Origin of the sequence: Streptomyces sp. NPDC057963 (assembly GCF_042887155.1) — a bacterium.
GTDB lineage: Bacteria > Actinomycetota > Actinomycetes > Streptomycetales > Streptomycetaceae > Streptomyces.
On sequence record NZ_JBHVPX010000003.1, the window covers coordinates 79,316 to 99,055 of the forward strand.

The 19,740-nt window shown below is 70.1% G+C and carries 14 protein-coding genes and 2 pseudogenes; 14 read left to right on the plus strand and 2 right to left on the minus strand.

The features are described 5' to 3' along the window. Positions 1-2: 2 nt before the first annotated feature. The 7 genes and pseudogenes from ACFVT1_RS07525 to ACFVT1_RS07555 form a co-directional block, all read left to right on the plus strand. Positions 3-62 (plus strand): annotated as a pseudogene (locus tag ACFVT1_RS07525) (zinc ribbon domain-containing protein); the annotation flags it as partial. Positions 63-389: 327 nt separating this feature from the next. Then, entirely contained in the window at positions 390-1,163 is a 774-nt protein-coding gene (locus ACFVT1_RS07530) for an NADase-type glycan-binding domain-containing protein (protein ID WP_389794047.1), read from the plus strand. Between the two features lie 201 nt (positions 1,164-1,364). After that, positions 1,365-3,284 carry a DUF4157 domain-containing protein gene (locus tag ACFVT1_RS07535; RefSeq protein ID WP_389793429.1) on the plus strand — a complete coding sequence of 640 codons (1,920 nt, stop codon included), beginning with the start codon at positions 1,365-1,367 and terminating at the stop codon, positions 3,282-3,284. A gap of 227 nt (positions 3,285-3,511) precedes the next feature. After that, a complete protein-coding gene (locus tag ACFVT1_RS07540) occupies positions 3,512-3,676 on the plus strand; it encodes a hypothetical protein (protein ID WP_389793430.1) in 165 nt (54 codons plus the stop codon). A gap of 57 nt (positions 3,677-3,733) precedes the next feature. Continuing rightward, the gene (locus tag ACFVT1_RS07545; protein ID WP_389793431.1) at positions 3,734-4,189 is read left to right on the plus strand and encodes a PaaI family thioesterase; all 456 of its coding nucleotides are present in this window, start codon (positions 3,734-3,736) and stop codon (positions 4,187-4,189) included. Continuing rightward, positions 4,186-5,163, plus strand: coding sequence for an MBL fold metallo-hydrolase (locus ACFVT1_RS07550; protein ID WP_389793432.1), 978 nt, complete (start codon positions 4,186-4,188; stop codon positions 5,161-5,163). The genes ACFVT1_RS07545 and ACFVT1_RS07550 overlap by 4 nt, the downstream gene beginning before the upstream one ends. 876 nt (positions 5,164-6,039) lie before the next feature. Continuing rightward, a complete protein-coding gene (locus tag ACFVT1_RS07555; RefSeq protein WP_389793433.1) occupies positions 6,040-7,302 on the plus strand; it encodes a ricin-type beta-trefoil lectin domain protein in 1,263 nt (420 codons plus the stop codon). Between the two features lie 605 nt (positions 7,303-7,907). Here the strand turns inward: ACFVT1_RS07555 and ACFVT1_RS07560 are convergent. Next, the gene (locus ACFVT1_RS07560) at positions 7,908-9,320 is read right to left on the minus strand and encodes an aminopeptidase P family protein (RefSeq protein ID WP_389793434.1); all 1,413 of its coding nucleotides are present in this window, start codon (positions 9,318-9,320) and stop codon (positions 7,908-7,910) included. A gap of 217 nt (positions 9,321-9,537) precedes the next feature. Here ACFVT1_RS07560 and ACFVT1_RS07565 point away from each other — a divergent pair, with 217 nt between their 5' ends. The 6 genes and pseudogenes from ACFVT1_RS07565 to ACFVT1_RS07590 all read left to right on the plus strand — a co-directional run bounded on the left by ACFVT1_RS07565 (position 9,538) and on the right by ACFVT1_RS07590 (position 17,580). Next, positions 9,538-10,521, plus strand: a complete 984-nt coding sequence (locus tag ACFVT1_RS07565; RefSeq protein ID WP_389793435.1) for a LuxR family transcriptional regulator — start codon at positions 9,538-9,540, stop codon at positions 10,519-10,521. Between the two features lie 256 nt (positions 10,522-10,777). Further along, positions 10,778-11,411 (plus strand): annotated as a pseudogene (locus tag ACFVT1_RS07570) (IS5 family transposase); the annotation flags it as partial. Between the two features lie 263 nt (positions 11,412-11,674). Continuing rightward, entirely contained in the window at positions 11,675-12,178 is a 504-nt protein-coding gene (locus tag ACFVT1_RS07575; RefSeq protein WP_389793436.1) for a hypothetical protein, read from the plus strand. A 127-nt stretch (positions 12,179-12,305) separates the two neighbouring features. Then, positions 12,306-12,506: a hypothetical protein gene (locus ACFVT1_RS07580; RefSeq protein WP_389793437.1), complete on the plus strand. Its 201-nt coding sequence runs from the start codon at positions 12,306-12,308 to the stop codon at positions 12,504-12,506. A gap of 222 nt (positions 12,507-12,728) precedes the next feature. Further along, on the plus strand, positions 12,729-13,757 hold the full coding sequence (locus ACFVT1_RS07585; RefSeq protein WP_389793438.1) for a helix-turn-helix domain-containing protein: 1,029 nt from the start codon (positions 12,729-12,731) through the stop codon (positions 13,755-13,757). A 439-nt stretch (positions 13,758-14,196) separates the two neighbouring features. Beyond that, positions 14,197-17,580, plus strand: coding sequence for a S8 family serine peptidase (locus tag ACFVT1_RS07590; RefSeq protein ID WP_389793439.1), 3,384 nt, complete (start codon positions 14,197-14,199; stop codon positions 17,578-17,580). Here the strand turns inward: ACFVT1_RS07590 and ACFVT1_RS07595 are convergent. After that, the gene (locus ACFVT1_RS07595; protein WP_389793441.1) at positions 17,565-18,170 is read right to left on the minus strand and encodes a BTAD domain-containing putative transcriptional regulator; all 606 of its coding nucleotides are present in this window, start codon (positions 18,168-18,170) and stop codon (positions 17,565-17,567) included. The two genes, ACFVT1_RS07590 and ACFVT1_RS07595, sit on opposite strands and share 16 nt — an antisense overlap. Before the next feature lie 677 nt (positions 18,171-18,847). Here ACFVT1_RS07595 and ACFVT1_RS07600 point away from each other — a divergent pair. Next, positions 18,848-19,732 carry an ABC transporter substrate-binding protein gene (locus ACFVT1_RS07600; protein ID WP_389793442.1) on the plus strand — a complete coding sequence of 295 codons (885 nt, stop codon included), beginning with the start codon at positions 18,848-18,850 and terminating at the stop codon, positions 19,730-19,732. Positions 19,733-19,740: the final 8 nt, after the last annotated feature.

The following is a 19,740-nucleotide window of genomic DNA, read 5'->3' on the forward strand; positions in this document are numbered from 1 at the left end:
AGATGCGCTCGTGTCCGGCGTGCGGTAGCGCCAACCGCGAGGACGACGAATTCTGCGGGAACTGCGGTTCCTACCTGGGCTGGTCCTCCCGGCCACCGCGGAACCCTCCCGCCGCCGCGGAACCTGTCGGCCCGGCGGAACCGGCAGCCGGGCCCACGACCCGAGCTCCAGCCGCTCCCGAGACCGGCAGCGCCCCGGAGACCGCAGATCCTGCGGCCGGGTCCCCGCCCTCCCCGCGCCCCGAACCGCCGGTGGAACCCACGCGATTCCGCACGCCGGAGCCTGCCGGACCGCCCCCCGCTGAGCCCGCGGCGGCCCCGGAAGCGCCCCCGCGGCCGGCGCAGCCCGCCCCGGTCCCGCCGGAACCATCGGCGGAGGAGGACGTGCCCGTGGTGGCGGTGCAGCCGGCGAAGCCGATCGCCCGGCGTCCCGTCGTCAGACCCGTGGCAGCGGACGAGGAACCCGACGGGCCGCCGTGCCCGGCGTGCGGCACCCCGAACCTGCCGGAACGCCGGTTCTGCCGGCTCTGCGCCGCACCGCTGCACGCCCGGGAGCAGCCGAAGCCGCTGCCGTGGTGGCGCACGGTGTGGCCGTTCCGCCGCCGCGTGCGCGGCGGATCGGGCCGGGCGCTGCGGCGGACCCTGCTGGTACTGGCGGTCGTCGGGTTGCTGTTCGCGGGCTTCCTGCTCCTGCCGGCCAGGCGCTACCTCTTCGAGGACGTGCGGGACAAGCTCGGCGGAACGGCGGAGATCAGCCCGGCAAAGGTCACCGCGAGCTCCCAGGCTCCCGGCCATCCGGCGACCGCGGCCATCGACGGAGTGACCAACACGTACTGGGGGGCACCCACGCTCGGCTCGTCCTTGACCTGCGTGTTCGACAAGCCGTTCCGGCTGGTCGGCGTCATGGTGCACACCGGTGTGTCGAAGGAGCCCCAGGAGTTCCGGCAGGGAGCGAGGCCCACTCGGGCCGATCTGATCGTCACCACGGCGGACGGCAAGGTCCATGAGAAGGCGCTGACGCTCAACGACAAGCCGGGCCCGCAGACGGTACGGACCGGCATCAGCGATGTCGTCTCCGTCCGGCTCGTGCTGCGGGCCGCGTCGCACCAGGGCGAGGGGCGGCCCATCGCGGTCGGGGAGGTCGAGTTCTTCAAGCGCACCTGAGGCCGGGCGCCGCCGGGGAGCGGGCCGGGATCTCGCGGACGCCCTTGCACGCAGGGCCGGATCAGGGCTCCCTCGCCGGGGGCACCAGCCCTCGCACTGTGCCCGTTTGCTCTCTCTTCTCTGCCTCTTGGTACCTGGATCAGGCGGCGAGGCGCCACATATGCAGAGGGAGAAACATTTCAACGCGGGAAGAGGATCCCCTTGCACGATCACGGTCACGACCACGCGAAGACAACCGCTGCGGCGACCTGGCATGCGTCCGCCCGCAGACCCACGGCGGACGAGCGGATGCCGCCCCAGGGCGTCCTCTCGCTGCAGAGCACGGCCGGGAATGCGGCCGTCGTCCAGATGCTCCGTCAGGCCGGGCATCCTTGGGCCCGAGAACAGCATCGGAACAGGGCGGGCGGTGGGCACCAGCGGGCTGAACAGCCCGCGGTGCAGCGCTCCGCCGTCCACGACGTCCTGCGCACCGGCGGCAAGCCCCTGGACGAGGCGACCCGAACCGAGATGGAGGCACGTCTCGAAGCCGACTTCTCCGACGTCCGCATCCACAACGACGGCGCCGCCAGGGCGTCCGCCGCCGAAGTCGGCGCGCGGGCGTACACATCGGGCAGCCACGTCGTGGTCGGCGCCGGTGGCACCGACAAGCACACCCTCGCCCACGAGCTCACCCACGTGATCCAGCAGCGTCAAGGAGCCGTGGCGGGAACGGACAACGGTGCGGGGCTGTACCTCTCGCACCCGGGCGACCGCTTCGAGCGGGCGGCGGAGGCGAACGCGGCGCGCGTGATGGCCGGCCCGGCACCGGACTCACCGGCCCCGCACGGCCGTGCGGAGCGGAGCACGGCTTCCGGCACCGGTCCCGTCCTGCAACGCCGCACCGCCACCTCGCTGCACGACCAGCTCGCGAAGGACGACCTGCCGGCCGACGTGGCCGAGATCGTGAAGCGGTACGACAAGCTGACGGACTTGGAACTCAATGAGCAGGCAAGGGAACTGGGGAGGATTCAGAGCCTGCTCCCGAACGGCCCGAGCAGCATCCGCGACGTCGTGGAGAGCGAACTGAAGCACGTCACCGACGAGCTGGCGTCCCTCCAGGCAACCATGAGCACACCGGACGGCCCCTACGATCTGATGACCCGGCAGGGACTCCTCTGGACGGACGAGGACTTCCCGATGAACACGGCAGCTGTGGGCGAGACCGGCAGACCCTACTTCGAGAAGCTCTCGGCCGGGAACCTGCAGGGGCTGCGGGAAGAGAACGCGAACATCCCCAATGACCTCGAATGGTACAAGGGAATGCGGGACGAGTTGGAACGGACGCTGAATGGCTTCATGGTCCGCCACTACGCCCCGAAGGAACGGATTGAGGGCGTGCTCAGCAGCGGACTGCAGTCGAGGGCGAAGCTGGAGACGGACCACGGTGGTGGCGCGAACAATACGGACACGTACGACGTCCACGCACTGGCCAACACGGGCTTCGTGTTCTTCTACATCGAAGCACCCGAGAGCGGCTTCCGGGGTTCTCGGTTCGGAAACGAGGCCCGGATATCCCTCGGACTGAAGGAGTCGGGGCTGCTCAGCAACGGCTGGGTGATGCTCAGCGACTTCGCCGCACGGGAGTTCCCGACTCTGCTGGTGGAACGCTCCGACCCTCCCGAGGTCCAGTCCCGCACCAAGAATGTGAACCGGTTCCTCAGGGAAAACAAGAACATCACGAAATTGCGTGAGTTCAAGCGTGACCCGAAGCTACCGGCCTCCGAACCGCCGCGGCCCATGACCACCGAACGCCGCGGGGAGTTGAACAGGATTCGGACGCAGATAGCCGAGGAAACCAAATCCAGGCAGCGCTACACCGGGCCTCAGAAGTCCGTTCTGGAGCGCCCCGAGTTGCTCCACCAGAACTTGCTGGTCGGCCCGGACATCATCCCCGGCCTCGTCGAACGGCTCCTGGCAGACGTGGCCCGGATCAGTGAAGTGGATCCGCAGGCGGGAAAGACACTGCGCGGCAAGAGTGCGAAAGACCTGGCGCTCTTCCTGTTCAAGGACGTGGTCCGCCCGCAGGCCATGGTCCCGGCCTCCGTACACGTCGACGAGCAGAACGTCGAGTACGCAAATTGACCTCGGGCCTGCTTCCTCTTCCTGCGCGGCGGGACGGGCGCCGGGCTGTGGTTACGCCCGGCTGCGCGGCGGGGCGGGCGCCTCCTGGGACACCGACCAGGCCACCGGCCGCGACGACCCGCTGCGCGACGCCCTGGCCCGCGGCGGCCCCTTCCCGGACGGCCCCTGCTGGGAACTCGGCTCCGGAACGGGCCTGTTCCCCCCGGCTCGCCGGCACCTTCCCCACCGTGATCAGCATCGACCTGTCCGAGCAGCTGCTCCGCCGAGCCGCCGGACGCTCACCGGTCCGCGTTCGCGCCGATGCCCTTCCCGCCGCCGACGACTCCGACGCCTGCGGTGCCATGATGATCGTCATCGGTGGGTTCCCGCCGGCGGAACGCCTGGCCGGCTGACCGACCCGCCTCCCCCGTTCACAGACCGCGGTGTCCGTCGAAGGAGAAGGAGAACACGTGGAAGACCAGACGCAGCAGGAACAGGCGAGCCCCGAGGTGCAGGCACGCGTCCGGGCCGGCTTCGACAGCCAGGGGCTCATGGGCCATCTTGGTGCACGGATGACCCACATCGGAGCCGGATGTGTGCACATCGCGCTCCCGAGCCGCCCCGAAGTCACCCAGCAGCACGGCTACTTCCACGCCGGCGCCACCAGCGCCATCGCGGACACCGCCGGCGGCTACGCCGCCTTCACGCTGTTTCCCGAGAACACCGAGGTACTCACCGTCGAGTACAAGATCAACCTGCTGGCGCCCGCCGTGGGCGACCGTATCGAGGCGGTCGGGACCGTCCTGAAGTCCGGACGCACCCTGACCGTGTGCAAACTGGAGGTGTTCGGCGTCCAGGACGGGCGGCGCAAACTCGTCGCCAACGGACAGCAGACACTGATCCGCGTGGACAGGCCCGCTCCGTGAGCCCGCAGCCGTCGTTGCCGTCCTGGATGACGTGGCGGCAGAGGCCGTTCCCCGACGCCAATGCGCTGCTGCTGCCGGGACGTCAACCCGCCCTGGTCGACAGCGGGTTCGTCGGCCATGCCGAGGAGACGGCCGACTGGGCCCACGCCCACGCCGGGGACATCGGCCTGGTCGTGAACACCCACTGGCACTCCGATCACGTCGGCGGCAACGCCCTCCTCCAGGCGAGGGGCGCCGGCATCGCGGCCGGAGCACCGGAGGCGGAGGCGATCTCCCGCAGGGACCCGGGCTGCTGCGCGGCCGAGTACCTCGACCAGCCGGTCGCCCCCTACACGGTCGACATATCGCTCGACGACGGACAGATCCTCCGGCTCGGGGAAGCCGACTGGGAGGTCATCCGCACGCCCGGACACACCCCCGGGCATCTGGCGCTGTGGCAGCCGGAGGAGCGACTGCTGGTGGTCGGGGACGCGCTGTCGGACTACGACGTCGGTTGGGTGAACCTCGCCCTCGACGGTCTCGACGCGGCCACGACGGCGCTCGCCTCCTTGAAGCGGATGGCCGACCTCGCCCCGCGCGTACTGCTCCCCTCGCACGGGCCTGTCCCGACGGATCCCGATGCGGCGTTCGCCGGCGCCCTGCGCCGGTCCCGGCGTCTCGTGGACGACCCGGACGGAGCGGTCTGGTACGGGGCCCGGCGGATCTTCGCGTTCGCCCTGATGATCCGCGGCGGCATCCCGGCCGACGAGGTCGAGCCCTACCTGCACGCGCGGGCCTGGCTGACCGACGCCGCACGGCTCCTGGGCCGCACACCCGAGACGCTCGCCGCCGAACTGACCACCACGACGCTCCGCAGCGGCGCCGTCGTCCTGCGCGACGGACGCCTCCACGCAGCCGCCGAACACACCCCGGTCGCACCGGAGTCGCTGCGCGTGCCGTACCCGCGTGCGTGGCCGGCGACGGAGCCGCGATGACTCGCGGCGAGCATGGGCGGCAAGCAGTCGCGCAGCTGCTCGCCGCCGGCTGCGCCCCGCCTCCAGTCGTCGGAAGGTGCGCTCCGGCACCGGGAACGTTCCCGCCGTCACCTCGGCCGCGAAGTCCGGGCGGCGTCGCGCGGAACGCCCCGCCGATCACGTGGTGCGTCCCGGGTCCACGGACCAGGACGGCGAGCGGTCTCCGGTCGGGCCCACCTGGCCGGCGCGGTGGGTGCCGCCCTGTTCAGCCACGCCCCCGCGGTCGGCTGGGTCACGCGGATCGGCACGACACGCGCGCTCGATGTGTCCGCCACCGGCCACCGGGCACTGCACGACGGCTCCGGCCTGCCAGCGGCTGATCGCTGAGCCTCGGGCAGCCGCCGGCAGCGCAGAGGCCGTCGGACACCCGACACACCCGGAGCGGCATCCCCGTGGCGCGTGCCCCGGGTCGTACGGGACCGGTGCCACGGCGCCGACAGGACGGAGCGACGGCCGGACGGCGGCCGGGCCGGCCCGGCCTGAAGACGGAAGCTCCTGGAAGCTCCTGGAAGCTCCTCAGAGGCATACGGCCTACCGCGTCCGACCGCCGACCGGGTGTGCCCCCGGCGCGTCGGTTGGTTCCGTTCGCCCCACGCAGTGATCATCCGCTGGAGGAGCACGCGGCAAGGGACGAGGCCACGGATGGGCGGGAAGATGTCGAGGGACCACGGGAGTCGCCGTCGCCCGCGGCACACATTCCGCGCACTGGCTGCGGCCGTGGTCCTCTGCGCGTTGTCGGGCTCCGGCTGCTCCTCCGAACCGACCCCGCCTTCCGGCCCCGGCACGGCGGCCAACTCGCAGAAGGACCCGTCCCATTGCCGTCGCACCCTGGTGGGCGTGGCACACCCCGACGACGACCTGTTCTTCATGAACCCGGAGATCATGCGGACCATCCGGGATAGATGCCCGCTCCACACCGTCTATCTGACCGCGGGAGACGATGCCATCTCGAACCGCGTCAAGGCGCTGGAGTACGTGGACCGCAGGGAGTACGGGGTGCGGGCAGCCTATGCGGCCATGGCGGGAGCCGCCGACGACTGGCACCAGTCCGATGTGCAGGTCGGCGACGTCCGGGTCCGGTCGTTCCTGCTCGACGGCAGGGCCCGGAGCGCCGACGTCCGACTGACCTTCCTCGATCTCCACGACGGGCTTCCGCAAGGTCAGGAAGCGAACAGCGTGCTCAAGCTCTTCGACGGAAGCAAGCAGAGCGTCCACGGATTCCTGGGCGCCCCGAGCTACAGCGAGCAACGGCTGCTCGCGACCCTCTCCGCCCTGGTCACGAGCGGCCGTGCGGAGCGTGTCCTGACCATGGACCACGACAACGCGTCGTTCGCGTTCGGCCTCGGCGGTGGTGTCGACCACAGCGACCACGGCATCGCGGCCCGGTATTTCAGGAAAGTGGGCTACGCCCTCGGAGTTCCCGTGACGTCGTACCTCGCGTACACGATGTCGGCGATGAAGGCGAACCTCACGCCCGGGCAGGCTGCGGAGAAGGAGCGGGTGGCACGTTGGTACATTGCCCATCGCCGGTGCCGCGCCACCGGATGGTGCGCGAACGTGCCTCCCTACCGCGGTTCGCTGCAAGAAGACTGGAAACTGTGGCTCCATCGGCAGTACGAACAGGTCCACCGCTCTCCGCGGCCCGGTGAGATCCTCGGAGACATCGGCCGGACCACGTATTTCACCGGCCCGGATCCGGCCCAGTGCCTCGACGCGGCAGACGGTTCACCGGGGAGCCGCACCGTCCGCATCCACGCATGTGACGGATCCGCCGGGCAGCGGTGGAGGATGAGGCGGGACGGCACGATCGGGCTCCAAAACAAACCGGACTCCTGTCTCACGGCCGACGACCCGCGGGTCCGGCTCGAACCCTGCCGCGGCGGACGTCCGAACCAGAAATGGACCCGTGTGCCGTGGCAGAGCCCGACGTGGAAGCGCACGGCAGTGCGGATCGAGGGCAGCGGCAACCACTGCCTGTACCAGGACGACCGCGAGTTCCCGGCCCATTGGAACGATCGGGACCACCCCAGCCCCCGGCTGGCCCTCTCCGACTGCGCCGCGCCGGCCCAGCCCGAACAGTACTGGCAGTGGGGCGAATGAAGCCCCGTGCGTCGGCCCGGTCCCGGAGACCGGGATCCCTTCGGCCCACGAAGAGGTGGCGAAGTGAACTCACGGCCTCGGACCCCACGGTCCGGGGCCGGTCTCGGATCCGGCCGCGAGGCGGTCGCGCCGGGCTCAGCGGCCTCCGCGCTCTGTCCAGGACAGGGCCACGTGCCTGGCACGGCCACCCGGGGAGCGGCCCTCGGGCGGCCACTGCTCGATACGGACGTCAAGGTGTGCGAGGCGATCCTGGCCTGTCCGGCACCACCAACGGGGAACGGCCCGCGCAGGTCGGCGCCGGTGTCGAGTGGTCAGGCAAGGAGGCCCCCGGCCGACGGCACTCACCGTTCACCACCAACACCGAGCACAACAAGCCCTGGCACACCCTCACCGGCCGGGAGCACTTCTGTCCCGACCACGGCCGGATGGCCGAACCGGGTGAGCAACTCCCCGTCCACCGACCGCCGGTGAACATGGCCGAGCTCGGGGAGAACGGCACCGCACAGGACCCGGGCGCGGGCCGCGCGGTGACGGTTCGCTACTTCACCCCCTGCTCGAAGTGGTGTCCCCCACTCCGAGTACCGGTTGTCCGGCCCTCGACGCGCTCAACCCGCGAACCGGGCCATCCACGCCTCGACGTCGTCCGCCGATCGCGGCAGGCCCGCGGACAGGTTTTCGTGGCCGTCGTCGGTGACGACCAGGTCGTCCTCGATCCGGACGCCGATTCCGCGCCACTCCTCGGGCACGGTGAGATCGTCCGGCTGGAAGTACAGGCCGGGCTCGACCGTGAGCACCATGCCCGGCTCCAGCACACCGTCGACGTACTCCTCCTGCCGGGCCTGCGCGCAGTCATGGACGTCCAGACCGAGCATGTGACCGGTGCCCGCCATGGTGAAGCGACGCTGGAGGCCGAGTTCGTACGCGCGGTCGGCCGGGGCTTCGATGAAGCCCCACTCGACCAGCCGGGCCGCCAGATGGCGCTGGGACGCCTCGTGGAAGTCGCGGTACGCGGCGCCCGGCTTGACGGCGGCCATGCCTGCCTCCTGGGCCTCGTACACCGCGTCGTAGACCTTGCGCTGCAGGGGCGTAAAGGTCCCGCTGATCGGAAGCGTGCGGGTGACATCGGCGGTGTAGAGGGTGTGCGTCTCCACGCCGGCGTCGAGCAGGAGCAGCTCCCCCGGGCGCACCGGACCGTCGTTGTCCGTCCAGTGCATGATCGTGGCGTGCTCGCCCGCGGCGCAGATCGAGCCGTAGCCCACGGAGTTGCCCTCAAGGCGTGCGCGGCGGAAGAACGTGCCCTCGATCCATCGCTCGGACGACGCGACCGCCCCGGAGAGCTCACCGATCACATCGGTGAATCCGCGCACGGTGGAGTCCACGGCCTTGCGGAGCTCGGCGATCTCCCAGTCGTCCTTGACGAGGCGGAGATCGCCGAGTGCCTCTTCCAGTTCGGCGTCGCGCTCCTCCTCGGTGGTGACGGCGGCCTCCAGAGACGGGTCGAGACCTCGGACGATCCGGGTCGGCGCACCGGAGGCGCCGGCCAGGTCACGGGCCGCCGAGCGGACGTCGCGGCAGGGCAGGCCGAGCACGGTCTCCGACTCGGCGAGGGAGCGGCGCCGGCCCATCCACAGCTCCGCCGTGGCACCGGTCCAGAACTCGTCGGTGTCCCTGCTGTCCCGCGGAAGCTGGTAGCAGTAGGCGTCGTGGCCGCCGTCCGCGCGGGGTTCGAGGACGAGCGCGCCGTCCCGGGCCCGGTCTCCGGTCATGTGCACGTAGCCCGAGTACGGGCGGAACGGGTAGGTGTCGTCGTTCGAACGGGTCTTGAGGTTCCCCGAGGGGATCACCAGGCGTTCGCCGGGGAAGCGGGCGGAGAGCGCGGCGCGGCGGCGGGCCGCGTACGGAGCCTGCTCGTCGAGCCCCAGGTCGTGCCGCTCGGTGTCCGCCCACCCCGCCCGCATCAGAGCGGACAGTTCCTCGGAGATCCCTGAGTAGAGACCGTTCTTTCGGCCCTTGGCCACGTCATGCACCTTCTTCTGGGTGAGTTCCTCGTCGGCGAGAGGCAGAGAGGCCCTGCGGACAGGCCGGGCTTCCTCCCGGTGCGGCCGGGGCGCCCTCGCTGCCGCCGGTCGTCGGCGGCTCCCGGACGGTATCCGGCCCCGCGCGCGTTCGGTGCCGAAGACTGCCACTGGCACAGATCGGCCACAGCCCCGACAGGAGCCGTCGATAATGCACCGTATGACGAACGCGAAACTCGGCGAGGCCCTCCGGCTTCTGGGAATCGGTCACGCGGCGGGCCAGGTCTATCGGGCGCTGCTGGAGCTGGCCCCCGCTCCGCTCAGTGCGATCGCAACCGCGACCGGTCTGGGCGGTGCGGAACTCGCCGCGGCGTACACCGCACTCGTCGACGCAGGCCTGGCCAGTGCCGTCGAGGCGGACGGGGACGTGGTGGCCCCGGTTCCGCCCACCGCGGGCCTGGAGATCCTCGCCCGGCACCGGGCGGCCGAGGTCGAGGAGTCGCGCATCACCGTCGGGGGCGCGTTCGACTCCTTCCGGCGACAGCGGCTCGCCGCGTACAACGACAACCTCGTCGAGGTCGTCACCGGCGACGCCATCGGCCCCAGGATTCGTCACGCCTGGGCGAGCGCCCGCGATCAGATCCGGCAGTTCGAGTCGCCTCCGTATTTCCCCTTGTCCGGGGCCACGGACGACGCGCTGGCCACGCTCGCCCGCGGTGTGACGCAGCGTGTCGTGTACTCGCGGGAGTCGCTGGAGCATCCGGGGCACCTGAAGGAAGTCGTCGAACCGTGCGTCAAGGCCGGCGAACAGGCCAGGGTGCTGCCGTCGGTGCCGGTCAAACTCGTGATCATCGACGAGGCGTACGCACTCGTGTCGTTGTCGATCAAAGAGGCCGACGTGCACAACACCATGCTGGTCGTACAGCCGTGCGGCCTGCTCTCCGCGCTCGTGGCACTGTTCGAGCAGTCCTGGCTGAGCGCCCTGCCGTTCCACGGCCGCACCGCCCGCCCGGGTGGTCTGCCACCCGCGGACCGTCGCCTGCTGTGGCTCCTCGCGGGCGGCGCGAGCGACGACGTCATCGCCCGCGAGTTGGGCATCAGCCGCCGCACGCTGTTCCGCCGCGTGCAGATCCTGATGGCCCGGCTGGGCGCCGCGAACCGCTTTCAGATGGCCCTCCAGGCACAGCGCTGCGGATGGCTGTGACCGGCACACTGCCCAGCGAATCGGACGCGAGCGGCTCGCTCGTTGCGGGCGGACGCTTCGAGGGCTCGGTCAAATTCCGAGATGAGAAGGGAACTCCCTCCAGCCGCAGCGCCCTCGCCCTCGCCCGAACTGACCTTGGGTCAAGAGGTCACGCAGATAGGTGTCGGGGGTAGGTGGAACAGGCACAGGTTCCGTGATCATGGAGTTGCCACGCTCTGTGATCACCGGGGGACCTGTGCCTGTACTGCCAGCATGACTGGCCGAGCCGCTATGGGACCAGTTCGCCGCTCTGCTGCCCCAACGGCCCGAGTTCGATCAAGGCCACCCGCTGGGCTGCCACCGGCGGCGCATCGGTGACCGCACTGTCTTCGACAGGCTGTTGCAGGTCCTGCGGTTCGGCTGCTCATACGAGGCGATTTGCGGACGCCACCTGCTCGGCGACGACCATCCGCAACCGTCGGGACGAGTGGATAGGCCTGGGCGTCTTCGCCCGTCTCAAGCAGATCGCCCTCGACGCCTACGACCGCATCGTCGGTCTCGTCCTGGACCAGATCGCCGTGGACGGCTCCATCACGAAGTCACCTGGTGGCGGGGAGGCGGCTGGACGCTCCCCGGTGGATCGTGGCAAGCAGGGCCTGAAGCGCTCGGGGATGACCGACGGCGACGGCATCCCTCTCGGCCGAGTCCCGACCGGAGCCAACCGCCACAACTCGCCACTGCCGGCCCCGACCCTCGATCTCCTGAAGGATCTCGGGCCGCTGCCCGACGAGATCACCGTGCACCTCGACGCCGGCTACGACTCCGCACAGTCCCGCACTCTGCTCGCCGAACGCGGCCTGGCCGGCCAGATCACGCACAAGGGCGAGAAGGCACCGGTCCAGGCCATGGGTGCTGTCCGCCTCGTGGCTGCGCGACAACTGGACGGCAAAGGTATACAGGGAGACCGACCTTGAGAAGATTCTGGTCTGTACCAACTACTCGCCGTCACAGCAGCACGGGTAGTCATGAGCGGCCGACAGGTCTCCCCGGTGATCACAGAACGTGGCAACTCCGTGATCACGGAACCTGCGCCTGCCCCATCTGCCCACCAGCCCACCCCCGGCACCTGTCTGCGCGACCTCTTAGACATCCCTCGACTCAGAATTCGCGTGACTTGCGGGCGCAGTATCAGGCGAGCGCTCCGAAGCTGTCCCTAACGCATGGTGACATTTTCGCCACTTGTTGTGAATCGGTCTACGCGGGCCTCCTCCACGAGACCGAGGCCACCAGCGGCGGCCCCCGCCGCATCTGCGACCTGTTCGGACTGTCCGTCGGCGCGGCCCTGCGCTACACCGGCACCATCGACCAGAGCCCGCCGGAGTCGAACGCCTCGCCCGGATCGGTGCATCCACTTCTGGAGATCAGGGGTGTACCGCTTTCGGGTTTCGGCTGCGGTGATTCCGAGGTAGGTCGCGATCTGTTCCCAGGAGCTGCCGCGTTCCACTTCGTAGCTGACGGCCGAGGTCAGGGTCTGCTGCGCCATTTCGATGAGTTGCTGGGCTTGGCTGACCCGACCCGCGATTCCGGTGTCTGTGTCGTGGCGGGTCCCCACGAGCCCAGCGGCGCTGTCAGCCACGTCCTTGGCGTGATCGGAGAGCGCAAGACGGGCGAGCCGTGATCTCCCCACGTGGCTCTACCAGTTCGACTGGACCGCGACCGCACCCGCGGTCGAGGGTCTGGCCCACCACTGCGCCGGCCTTCCCTTCGCGCTCGACCTTCTGGGTGCCGAGGGGGTCGACACGGCCTTGGGAGAGGCACCCCCGCAGCGGCTCGCCGACGCCGTGCACGCGGCCTGGGTCGCCTTCGTCCGCGACCTCGATCCCGGCGCGGCCTGGCCCGCGTACTCCACCGAGCGGCGCGAGACCCGTACGTGGAACACGGACTCCCGCACGGAGTTCGACCCACTCCGCTCCGTACGGAAGACCTGGCTGGCCGCGGAGACCTGACCACGGTCCCCGCGCCCCGTCTCCGTACACTCCGAAGGCTGCCAAGGTGACTGCCGCTGAGCCGAGTCGGGCTGCTGGTCGGTCCCGTGCCCGGGGTACGGGCCAGGCGAACAGCCAAGGGCGACAACCTGACAGAGGGATAGGGTTCGGCTGAGAAGAATCCGCTCGGTGCACAGGCGCTGCGCCGGGGCCGAACACGGTGGCTGCCCGAGGAGGAACCGGATGCTCCAGGCGCTGGGATTGGGCCCGGCCGAAGAGGCCATCTACACGGCACTGCTGTCCCTCCCGACAGCCTCCGCGCAGGACCTCGCCCGGCAAACCGGACTCGACAAGGCCGAGAGCATGCACATCCTGCTCGACCTGGCGGCGCGCGGCCTCGTGGCCGTCGCCACCGAGGTCGAGAGCGGGGCACCCGACTCGGCCGATCGCGATGCCGGTCTCCGGCCTGCCCACTACCGGCTCACACCGCCCTCGGTCGCCCTGGCCCCGCTCCTCGTCGAGCAGCGCAACGCGCTGCACCAGGCCGAGACCGCGTTCTCGATGCTGACCGAGCAGTACCGCAGCACCGCCTCACACACTGCGGGCGGTGTCGTGGAGGTGGTCGTCGGTGTGGAGCAGGTCGCACACCGGTTCCACCAACTGCAGCGCGGCGCTCAGCGGGAGTTGCTCGTCTTCCTCGTCGGCGCGCCCATCGCGGTCCCGCGCGAGGACACCGACACGTCGGAGAGCTCCGCGCTGGACCGCGGGGTCGACTTCCGGGTCGTGGCTGACAAGAACTATCTCGACAGTCACGACGTCGTGCGGGACGTGCGGGCGGCCGTCACGGCAGGCATCGAGCTTCGCATGGTCGATTCGCTGCCGCTGAAGATGGTCGTGTCGGACCGGGAACGCGCCATGGTGCCACTGGACATGGCGGACTCAGGTGGTGAGCCGAGCGCAATCGTTGTGCACCGCAGCGGCCTGCTGACGGCCCTGGTCCATCTCTTCGAGAGGGAATGGGCCCAGGCCCGACCGATGTACACCACTGCCGCGGGCGTGCGCGAGGAGCAGGCAGCCGATCAGCAGCCGACCGAGGAGGAACTGGAGGTCCTGGCCCTGCTGCTGGCAGGGATCTCGGACCGGCGGGCGGCATCCCAACTCGGTCTCTCCATACGCACCGTGGAGCGGCGGATACGCCGTCTGATGGACCTTGCCGGGGTGGAGTCGCGTCTGCAACTCGGATGGCACGCTGCACGTGCGGGCTGGCTTTGACCTCCTCCTCGGCCTGACAGCCAAGGATATTCCGTCTGTCGGTGGCCCCTGAGAGGGGGCCGCCGACTCCTGACGGGTTCTGCATCACCGCCGACGGGCCCGTTCCCCGGCGGCGGATCGGAGTCCGCACGGATCCGGAGGAATCGGCGTCACGTAAGGAGCTTGAGGCAGGCCGGGGTTTGCTGCTGGTCAAGGAGCGGGTGAGTATACCCCCGCTCCCCCTTCGGCGAGATCATCCGGGGCGAGCGTCGGCCCGGTGAAGCGTGCCCCCATCTGCCGGGCCCGAAGATCCACCGAGCTGACGAACCAATTGATGTGACCGCGTGACGGAATACCGCCACGTGGGAAACCCGTCACGCGCGGCATCCCCACTCAACCCACACGTCTGCCAGGCTACAGCCGCAGTTTGCATATGTTCATGGCTCACATAGGGAGATTCATGCGTTCCATAACGCGTATGGCCTTGGGCACGGCGACCGCCGCCGTCCTGGCCGTCACGGCGGTCGCGCCTTCCGGGGCGGCGGACACCCCGCCTGACGGTGCCTCGGGGAAGAGGCCCGTCATCGGCAGCAAGACCGCAGGTGGCAAGCAGGTGACGGTCACGCTCGTCACCGGCGACAAGGTATTGGTGACCACGGACACGTCGGGTCACAGCTCGGCGGCGGTGCTGCCCCGCAAGGACGGCACACAGCCGATGGTGCAGACCTATCAGAGGGGCAAGGACCTCTACGTCTACCCGGAGGGCGCCTCTCAGGCGATCGCCGAGGGCAAGGTCGACGAGCAGCTGTTCAACGTCACCGGGCTCATCCGTCAGGGATACGACGACACACATACCGACACGCTGCCGCTTATTGCCACTTACCAGAACAGTGTGAACGTTGCCGACAGCGCGCCGGCGGCTCCGCGCGGAGCCGAGCGGGGTCTGAGCCTCCCGGCTGTGGACGGCGTCGCGCTCAAGGCCGGCAAGGACACTGCCGCCACCTTCTGGCAGGACGTCACCAACCCGCACTCTCGTTCTGGTTCCACGCTGAAGAAGCTGTGGCTGGACGGCAAGGTCGAGGCCACACTGGACCAGTCCACCAAGCAGGTGCACGCGCCGGAGGCCTGGGCGGCCGGCTACGACGGCAAGGGCACCAAGGTCGCCGTGCTGGACACGGGCGCGGATGCCGAGCACCCAGACCTGGTGAACCGGATCTCCGAGGCCAAGAACTTCACGGACTCCAAGACCACCGACGACCGGCAGGGTCACGGCACTCACACCGCCTCCACGGTCGGCGGGTCCGGAGCGGCCAGTGATGGCCGCAAGAAGGGTGTCGCCCCCGGTTCCTCCCTGCTCATCGGCAAGGTCCTCAACGACGGAGGCTCTGGCCTGGACTCCTGGATCATCGCGGGTATGCAGTGGGCCGTCGACCAGAAGGCCGACGTCGTCTCCATGAGCCTGGGCAACCCCGCGATCGGCGACTGCGCCGACCCGATGGCCCAGGCCACGCAGGAGCTGTCGAAGAACACGCACACCCTGTTCGTCGTCGCCGCCGGCAACTCCGGCCCGGGCGCCGAGACCGTTTCCTCACCCGGGTGTGTGCCCGGCGTGCTGACCGTGGGCGCCGTCGACCGCGACGACACCACCGCGCAGTTCTCCAGCCGCGGTCCGGTGGCCGTCACCCACACCCTCAAGCCCGAGATCGCCGCCCCCGGCGTGGGCATCTCGGCGGCCAGCGCGGGCGGACGCGGCGTCTACGCCTACCGGACGATGTCCGGCACCTCCATGGCCACCCCGCATGTCGCGGGCGCCGCGGCCGTCGTCCGCCAGGCGCACCCGGACTGGACCGCGCAGCAGATCAAGGCTGCCCTGGTCTCCTCCGCCCGTACCGGCGGCAAGGTCGCCGGCGCCGACCAGACCGGCGGCGGGGTGCTTGACGTGTTCGGCGCGGTGAACCAGAAGGCGCTCTCCGCGCCGGCTGTCCAGGCCGGCAGCTACAACTGGCCGCAGGACGCGTCGGACTGCACCACCGTGCAGGTGCCCTTCACCAACACCAGCGACAGCGACCTGACGCTCCATCTGAAGCTCAGCGGTGTGCACGGCAACGACGGCAGCGACGTCACCTCCGGAATCATCAAGCCGGAGGAGAACAAGGTGACGGTTCCGGCGGGGGCCACCGCTCAGGTGCCGCTGCGGATCGATCCCACCGCCCGTCTGAAGCCCGCCCAGTACGGTGCGGTCACCGGCCGGATCCTGGCCACCGGCGGCGATGTGCACGTCTCCGTGCCCGTCACGCTCTACGTCCAGCCGGAGACGGTCACCCTCCGGGTCAAGGTCGTCGACCGCAACGGCAAGCCCGCGACCGGCCCCTCCTCCCTGGACGTTGCCAGCCTCGACTCCGACGAGGGCGAGCGCCGCACCAACGCGGGTGCGCCCGAGCAGACCTACCGTGTGCGCCCGGGCGACTACGCCCTCAGCAGCTTCGTGGCGACGTCCGACGCGAGCAACACGCCCGAATCGGTCAGCTACCTCGCCCGCCCGCAGATGCGGATCACCAAGGACACCACCGTCGTCCTCGACGCCCGCAAGGCCCACCGGCTGAGCGTGCACACCAACCGCCCCTCGACGCTGCAGGGCACCACGTTGAACTACGCCCGCACGTGGGACGACACCTGGCAGCTCAGCGGAACACTCACGGCCGGCAGCGACGTGCAGAAGTTCTACGCAGACATCGACGGGCGCGCTCGGACGGGCACCTTCGAGTTCCGGCCCACCTGGCGCGCGACCGGCTCCGAGGACGGCTCGTCCTACGTCTACAACCTGTCGTTCCCGACCGAGGGCCCGCTGCACTCCGACCAGGCCTACCGGCCGAATGACTCCCGGTTGGCCCAGGTCACCGAGACGTGGCATGCCATGGGCAAGGAGGCCGACTACATCGACGCGCTGTTCCTGCGTCCCTCCGGGAGCAGCGCCGCCCAGATCCCCGTGAGCCTTTACCAGACGGTCCACGTGCCCGGTACTCGCACCGCGTACTACACGACCGGCGACGACGCCTGGTACCACGGCGCGATGACCAGCTTCCCGTTTGCCGCGTTCATGAGCGACCACGATCGCACCTACAAGGCCGGACAGCGGAGCGCCGAGGAATGGTACGGCGGCCCCCTGCGGCCGGGCGCGGCGCGCGACGCCGACGGCAACCTGATGCTGGCCGCCGAGCGGCAGGGCAACCTGTTCGGCATCCAGAACGCGCTCTGGGTCGACGGCTCCGGCGACCACTGGACCTACGGCGGGTCCTTCGGCGACATCGGCAAGATGTCGCTGAAGCGCAACGGTGAGGAGATCGGCAGACTCGCCTATCCGTACGGCGTGTTCGAGGTACCGGACGAGGACTCCGCGTACGAGCTCACCCAGCACTTGGAGAAGATCTACACCGGGGACCGCAACTGGCTGCGTTCCACCGCTGTCGACACCACCTGGAGCTTCCGCTCGCACCGGGAGCCGGACGTCTACTCGCGCGGCCTGCCGCTCCTTCACCCGGCGTACGACCTGCCGTTGGACGGCATGAACACCCTGCCCGCGCGCAGCGGCATCAAGGTCGTCCTGTCGGTCGAGGGCCACGCCGGGTACACCCCGGGCGCGATCACGGCGGCCTCGCTGTCCTACTCCTACGACGGCGGCACCACCTGGACCCAGGCGCCGACCGAGCAGCAGGACGGCAAGTGGACGGCCGTCCTCGACCACACCGGAGCCTCCGGCAAGCAGGTCATGACGAAGGCCACCTTCACTGACGCCAACGGCAACGCGGTCACCCAGACCGTCACCCGCGCCTACGACGTCCGGTAGCCACACAGTCCGGCCGGGCGGTCCCCCGTAGACAGGGGGCCCGCTCGGCCAATGCCGACTTCCCGTCTTCTCCAAAGTGCCGCGGCCCACATCAGTACGGTGATGCGGCTGCAGGCCCCTCGTCGAACCGGCTTGGGGGAAGAACCCACCGTGCCACGGCCAGTTCGATCGCCAGAGGCAGGCCGCCCAGACGGCGGCAGATCTCGACCACCGCCGTCCGGCGTGCCGCCCCCCGCGGCGAAGCCGGGACGGACCGCGGCGGCCCGGTCGTAGAACAGCTGGATCGCCGCGCAGGCGCGGGCCTGCCGGACCGTGGAGCCCGGTTCCGGCAGTGCCAGGGAAACCACCGGGTCAGGGTCGGCTCCCAGAGCGAGGTCGGCCTCGATCCGGTCCCCCAGGGCAGCCAACCGTGCCCGTTCGAGCCGCTCGGCCTCGACGCCGGCGAACGGTGCCTCGCGCACGTCCGCCAGGGCGGGGCCGCGCCACAGGCTCAGGGCCTCCCGCAAGGTGGCGGCAGCCTCGGCAGGCCGGGCCTGAGCGTGCAGGCGCCGACCCGCGCGGGCCAACTTCTCGAACCGGACGGCGTCCACCGCATCCGCTTCGACGGCCGGCCGGTCCGCAGGTGAGCAGCACGGGGCCGCCCAAGACGCGCCTCAACCGGGACACCAGCGACTGCAGAGCATTCGCCTGGTCGGCGGGCGGCGCCTCAGCCCACAGCGCCTCGGCCAGGACCTCCGGCCGCACAGCGCGCCCGGCGTCCATCACCAGCCTGGCCGGCAGCGCCCGCAGCCGCGGGCCACCGACCGGCATCGGGCCGGTTCCGGTGTCCATCACCAGGGGTCCGAGGAGGCCGATACGCACGCGCCGACTATCGCAGCACCACCTGCTTGATTGTCAAGTCAGTGGCGCACGCGCCTCAGGCAGCCGACATCCTCTTCTGCAAGACCGGCCGTGTCCCGGCCGGCCGCAACCGGCAGTCCCAGCTCGGGGCCCCGGAGCGTCGTTCGGCGGTTCCCGTCCAGGCCGGCACGGTGCCGAGCACGTACCGCACCGGCCGGGTCCGTCGCCGCCCTGGCCGTCAGGGCGGAAGAGGCCCGCACGGAGCGGCTGTCGCATCGGATTCCCCGACCCCGTTCGGGGCCCTCTCCCACGGGGCCCGCACCCGTACAGATTTCGATGGTCAGGCATGAATAGCTTCATCATCTTCCGTTCACCCGGGCGCGGCTGCCAGCATCGGCGCACCGCCACCCCGTAAGGGAGAAATCCTATGAATCGTCCCCGTTCTCTGCGCTGTCTGGCAGCCCTGGCCGTGGTGGTCCTCGCGGCCACCGCCTGCGGGCGCTCCGGCCAGGGCGATGCCCCGTCCGGCAGTTCCTCGCAGGCCACCGCAGGCCGGACCGCGGCCGAGCTGGTCCCCGCGCAGTACCGGCAGAAGGGTGTGCTGCGTGTGGCCACCGCGGTCGGCTATCCGCCGATGGAGATGTACGAGTCCGGGACCACACGGCTCACCGGTGTCGACCCCGGGCTGGCCAAGGCCATCGCCCAGCGGCTCAAGCTGAAGCTCGAACTCAGCAATGCCGCCTTCGACGGGCTGATCCCCGGTCTGGAATCGGGACGCTTCGACCTGGTCATGTCGTCCATGACGGACAGCGCCGAGCGGCGCCGGGCGGTCGACTTCGTCGACTACTTCCGCACCGGTGGCGTCATCATGACGAAGAAGGGCAATCCGCAGGGGATCACATCCCTCGCGGACCTGTGCGGAAAGTCCGTCGTCCTCGCCAAGGGCAGTTCGAACCTGCACATCGGCGAGGAGCAGAACGCCAAGTGCCAGGAGAGGATGCGCATCTCGCAGAGCGAGGACGCGCCGACCGGGCTGCTCCAGTTGGACAGCGGGCGGGCGGTCGCGACCATCGTCGACTACCCCGTCGCCAAGATGTTCACCAAGAAGAACAGCGCGTACGAGGTCCTGCCGAAGCAGTACGGCACCGCACCGTGGGGAATCGCTGTCGCGAAGAGCCAGGGCGGGCTGCGCGACGCCGTCCAGAAGGCCCTCCAGGAGCTGATCGACGACGGCGGTTACAGGAAGATTCTCGACACCTGGGGCGTCGGCGGCAGCGCCGTTTCCGAGGCCACCGTCAACGACGGGCGGTGAGTACCGAC

Coding starts and splice junctions, on each gene's coding strand:
- ACFVT1_RS07590 (WP_389793439.1), top strand. CDS start 14,197: ATGCGTTCCATAACGCGTATGGCCTTGGGCACGGCGACCGCCGCCGTC.
- ACFVT1_RS07585 (WP_389793438.1), top strand. CDS start 12,729: ATGCTCCAGGCGCTGGGATTGGGCCCGGCCGAAGAGGCCATCTACACG.
- ACFVT1_RS07565 (WP_389793435.1), top strand. CDS start 9,538: ATGACGAACGCGAAACTCGGCGAGGCCCTCCGGCTTCTGGGAATCGGT.
- ACFVT1_RS07600 (WP_389793442.1), top strand. CDS start 18,848: ATGAATCGTCCCCGTTCTCTGCGCTGTCTGGCAGCCCTGGCCGTGGTG.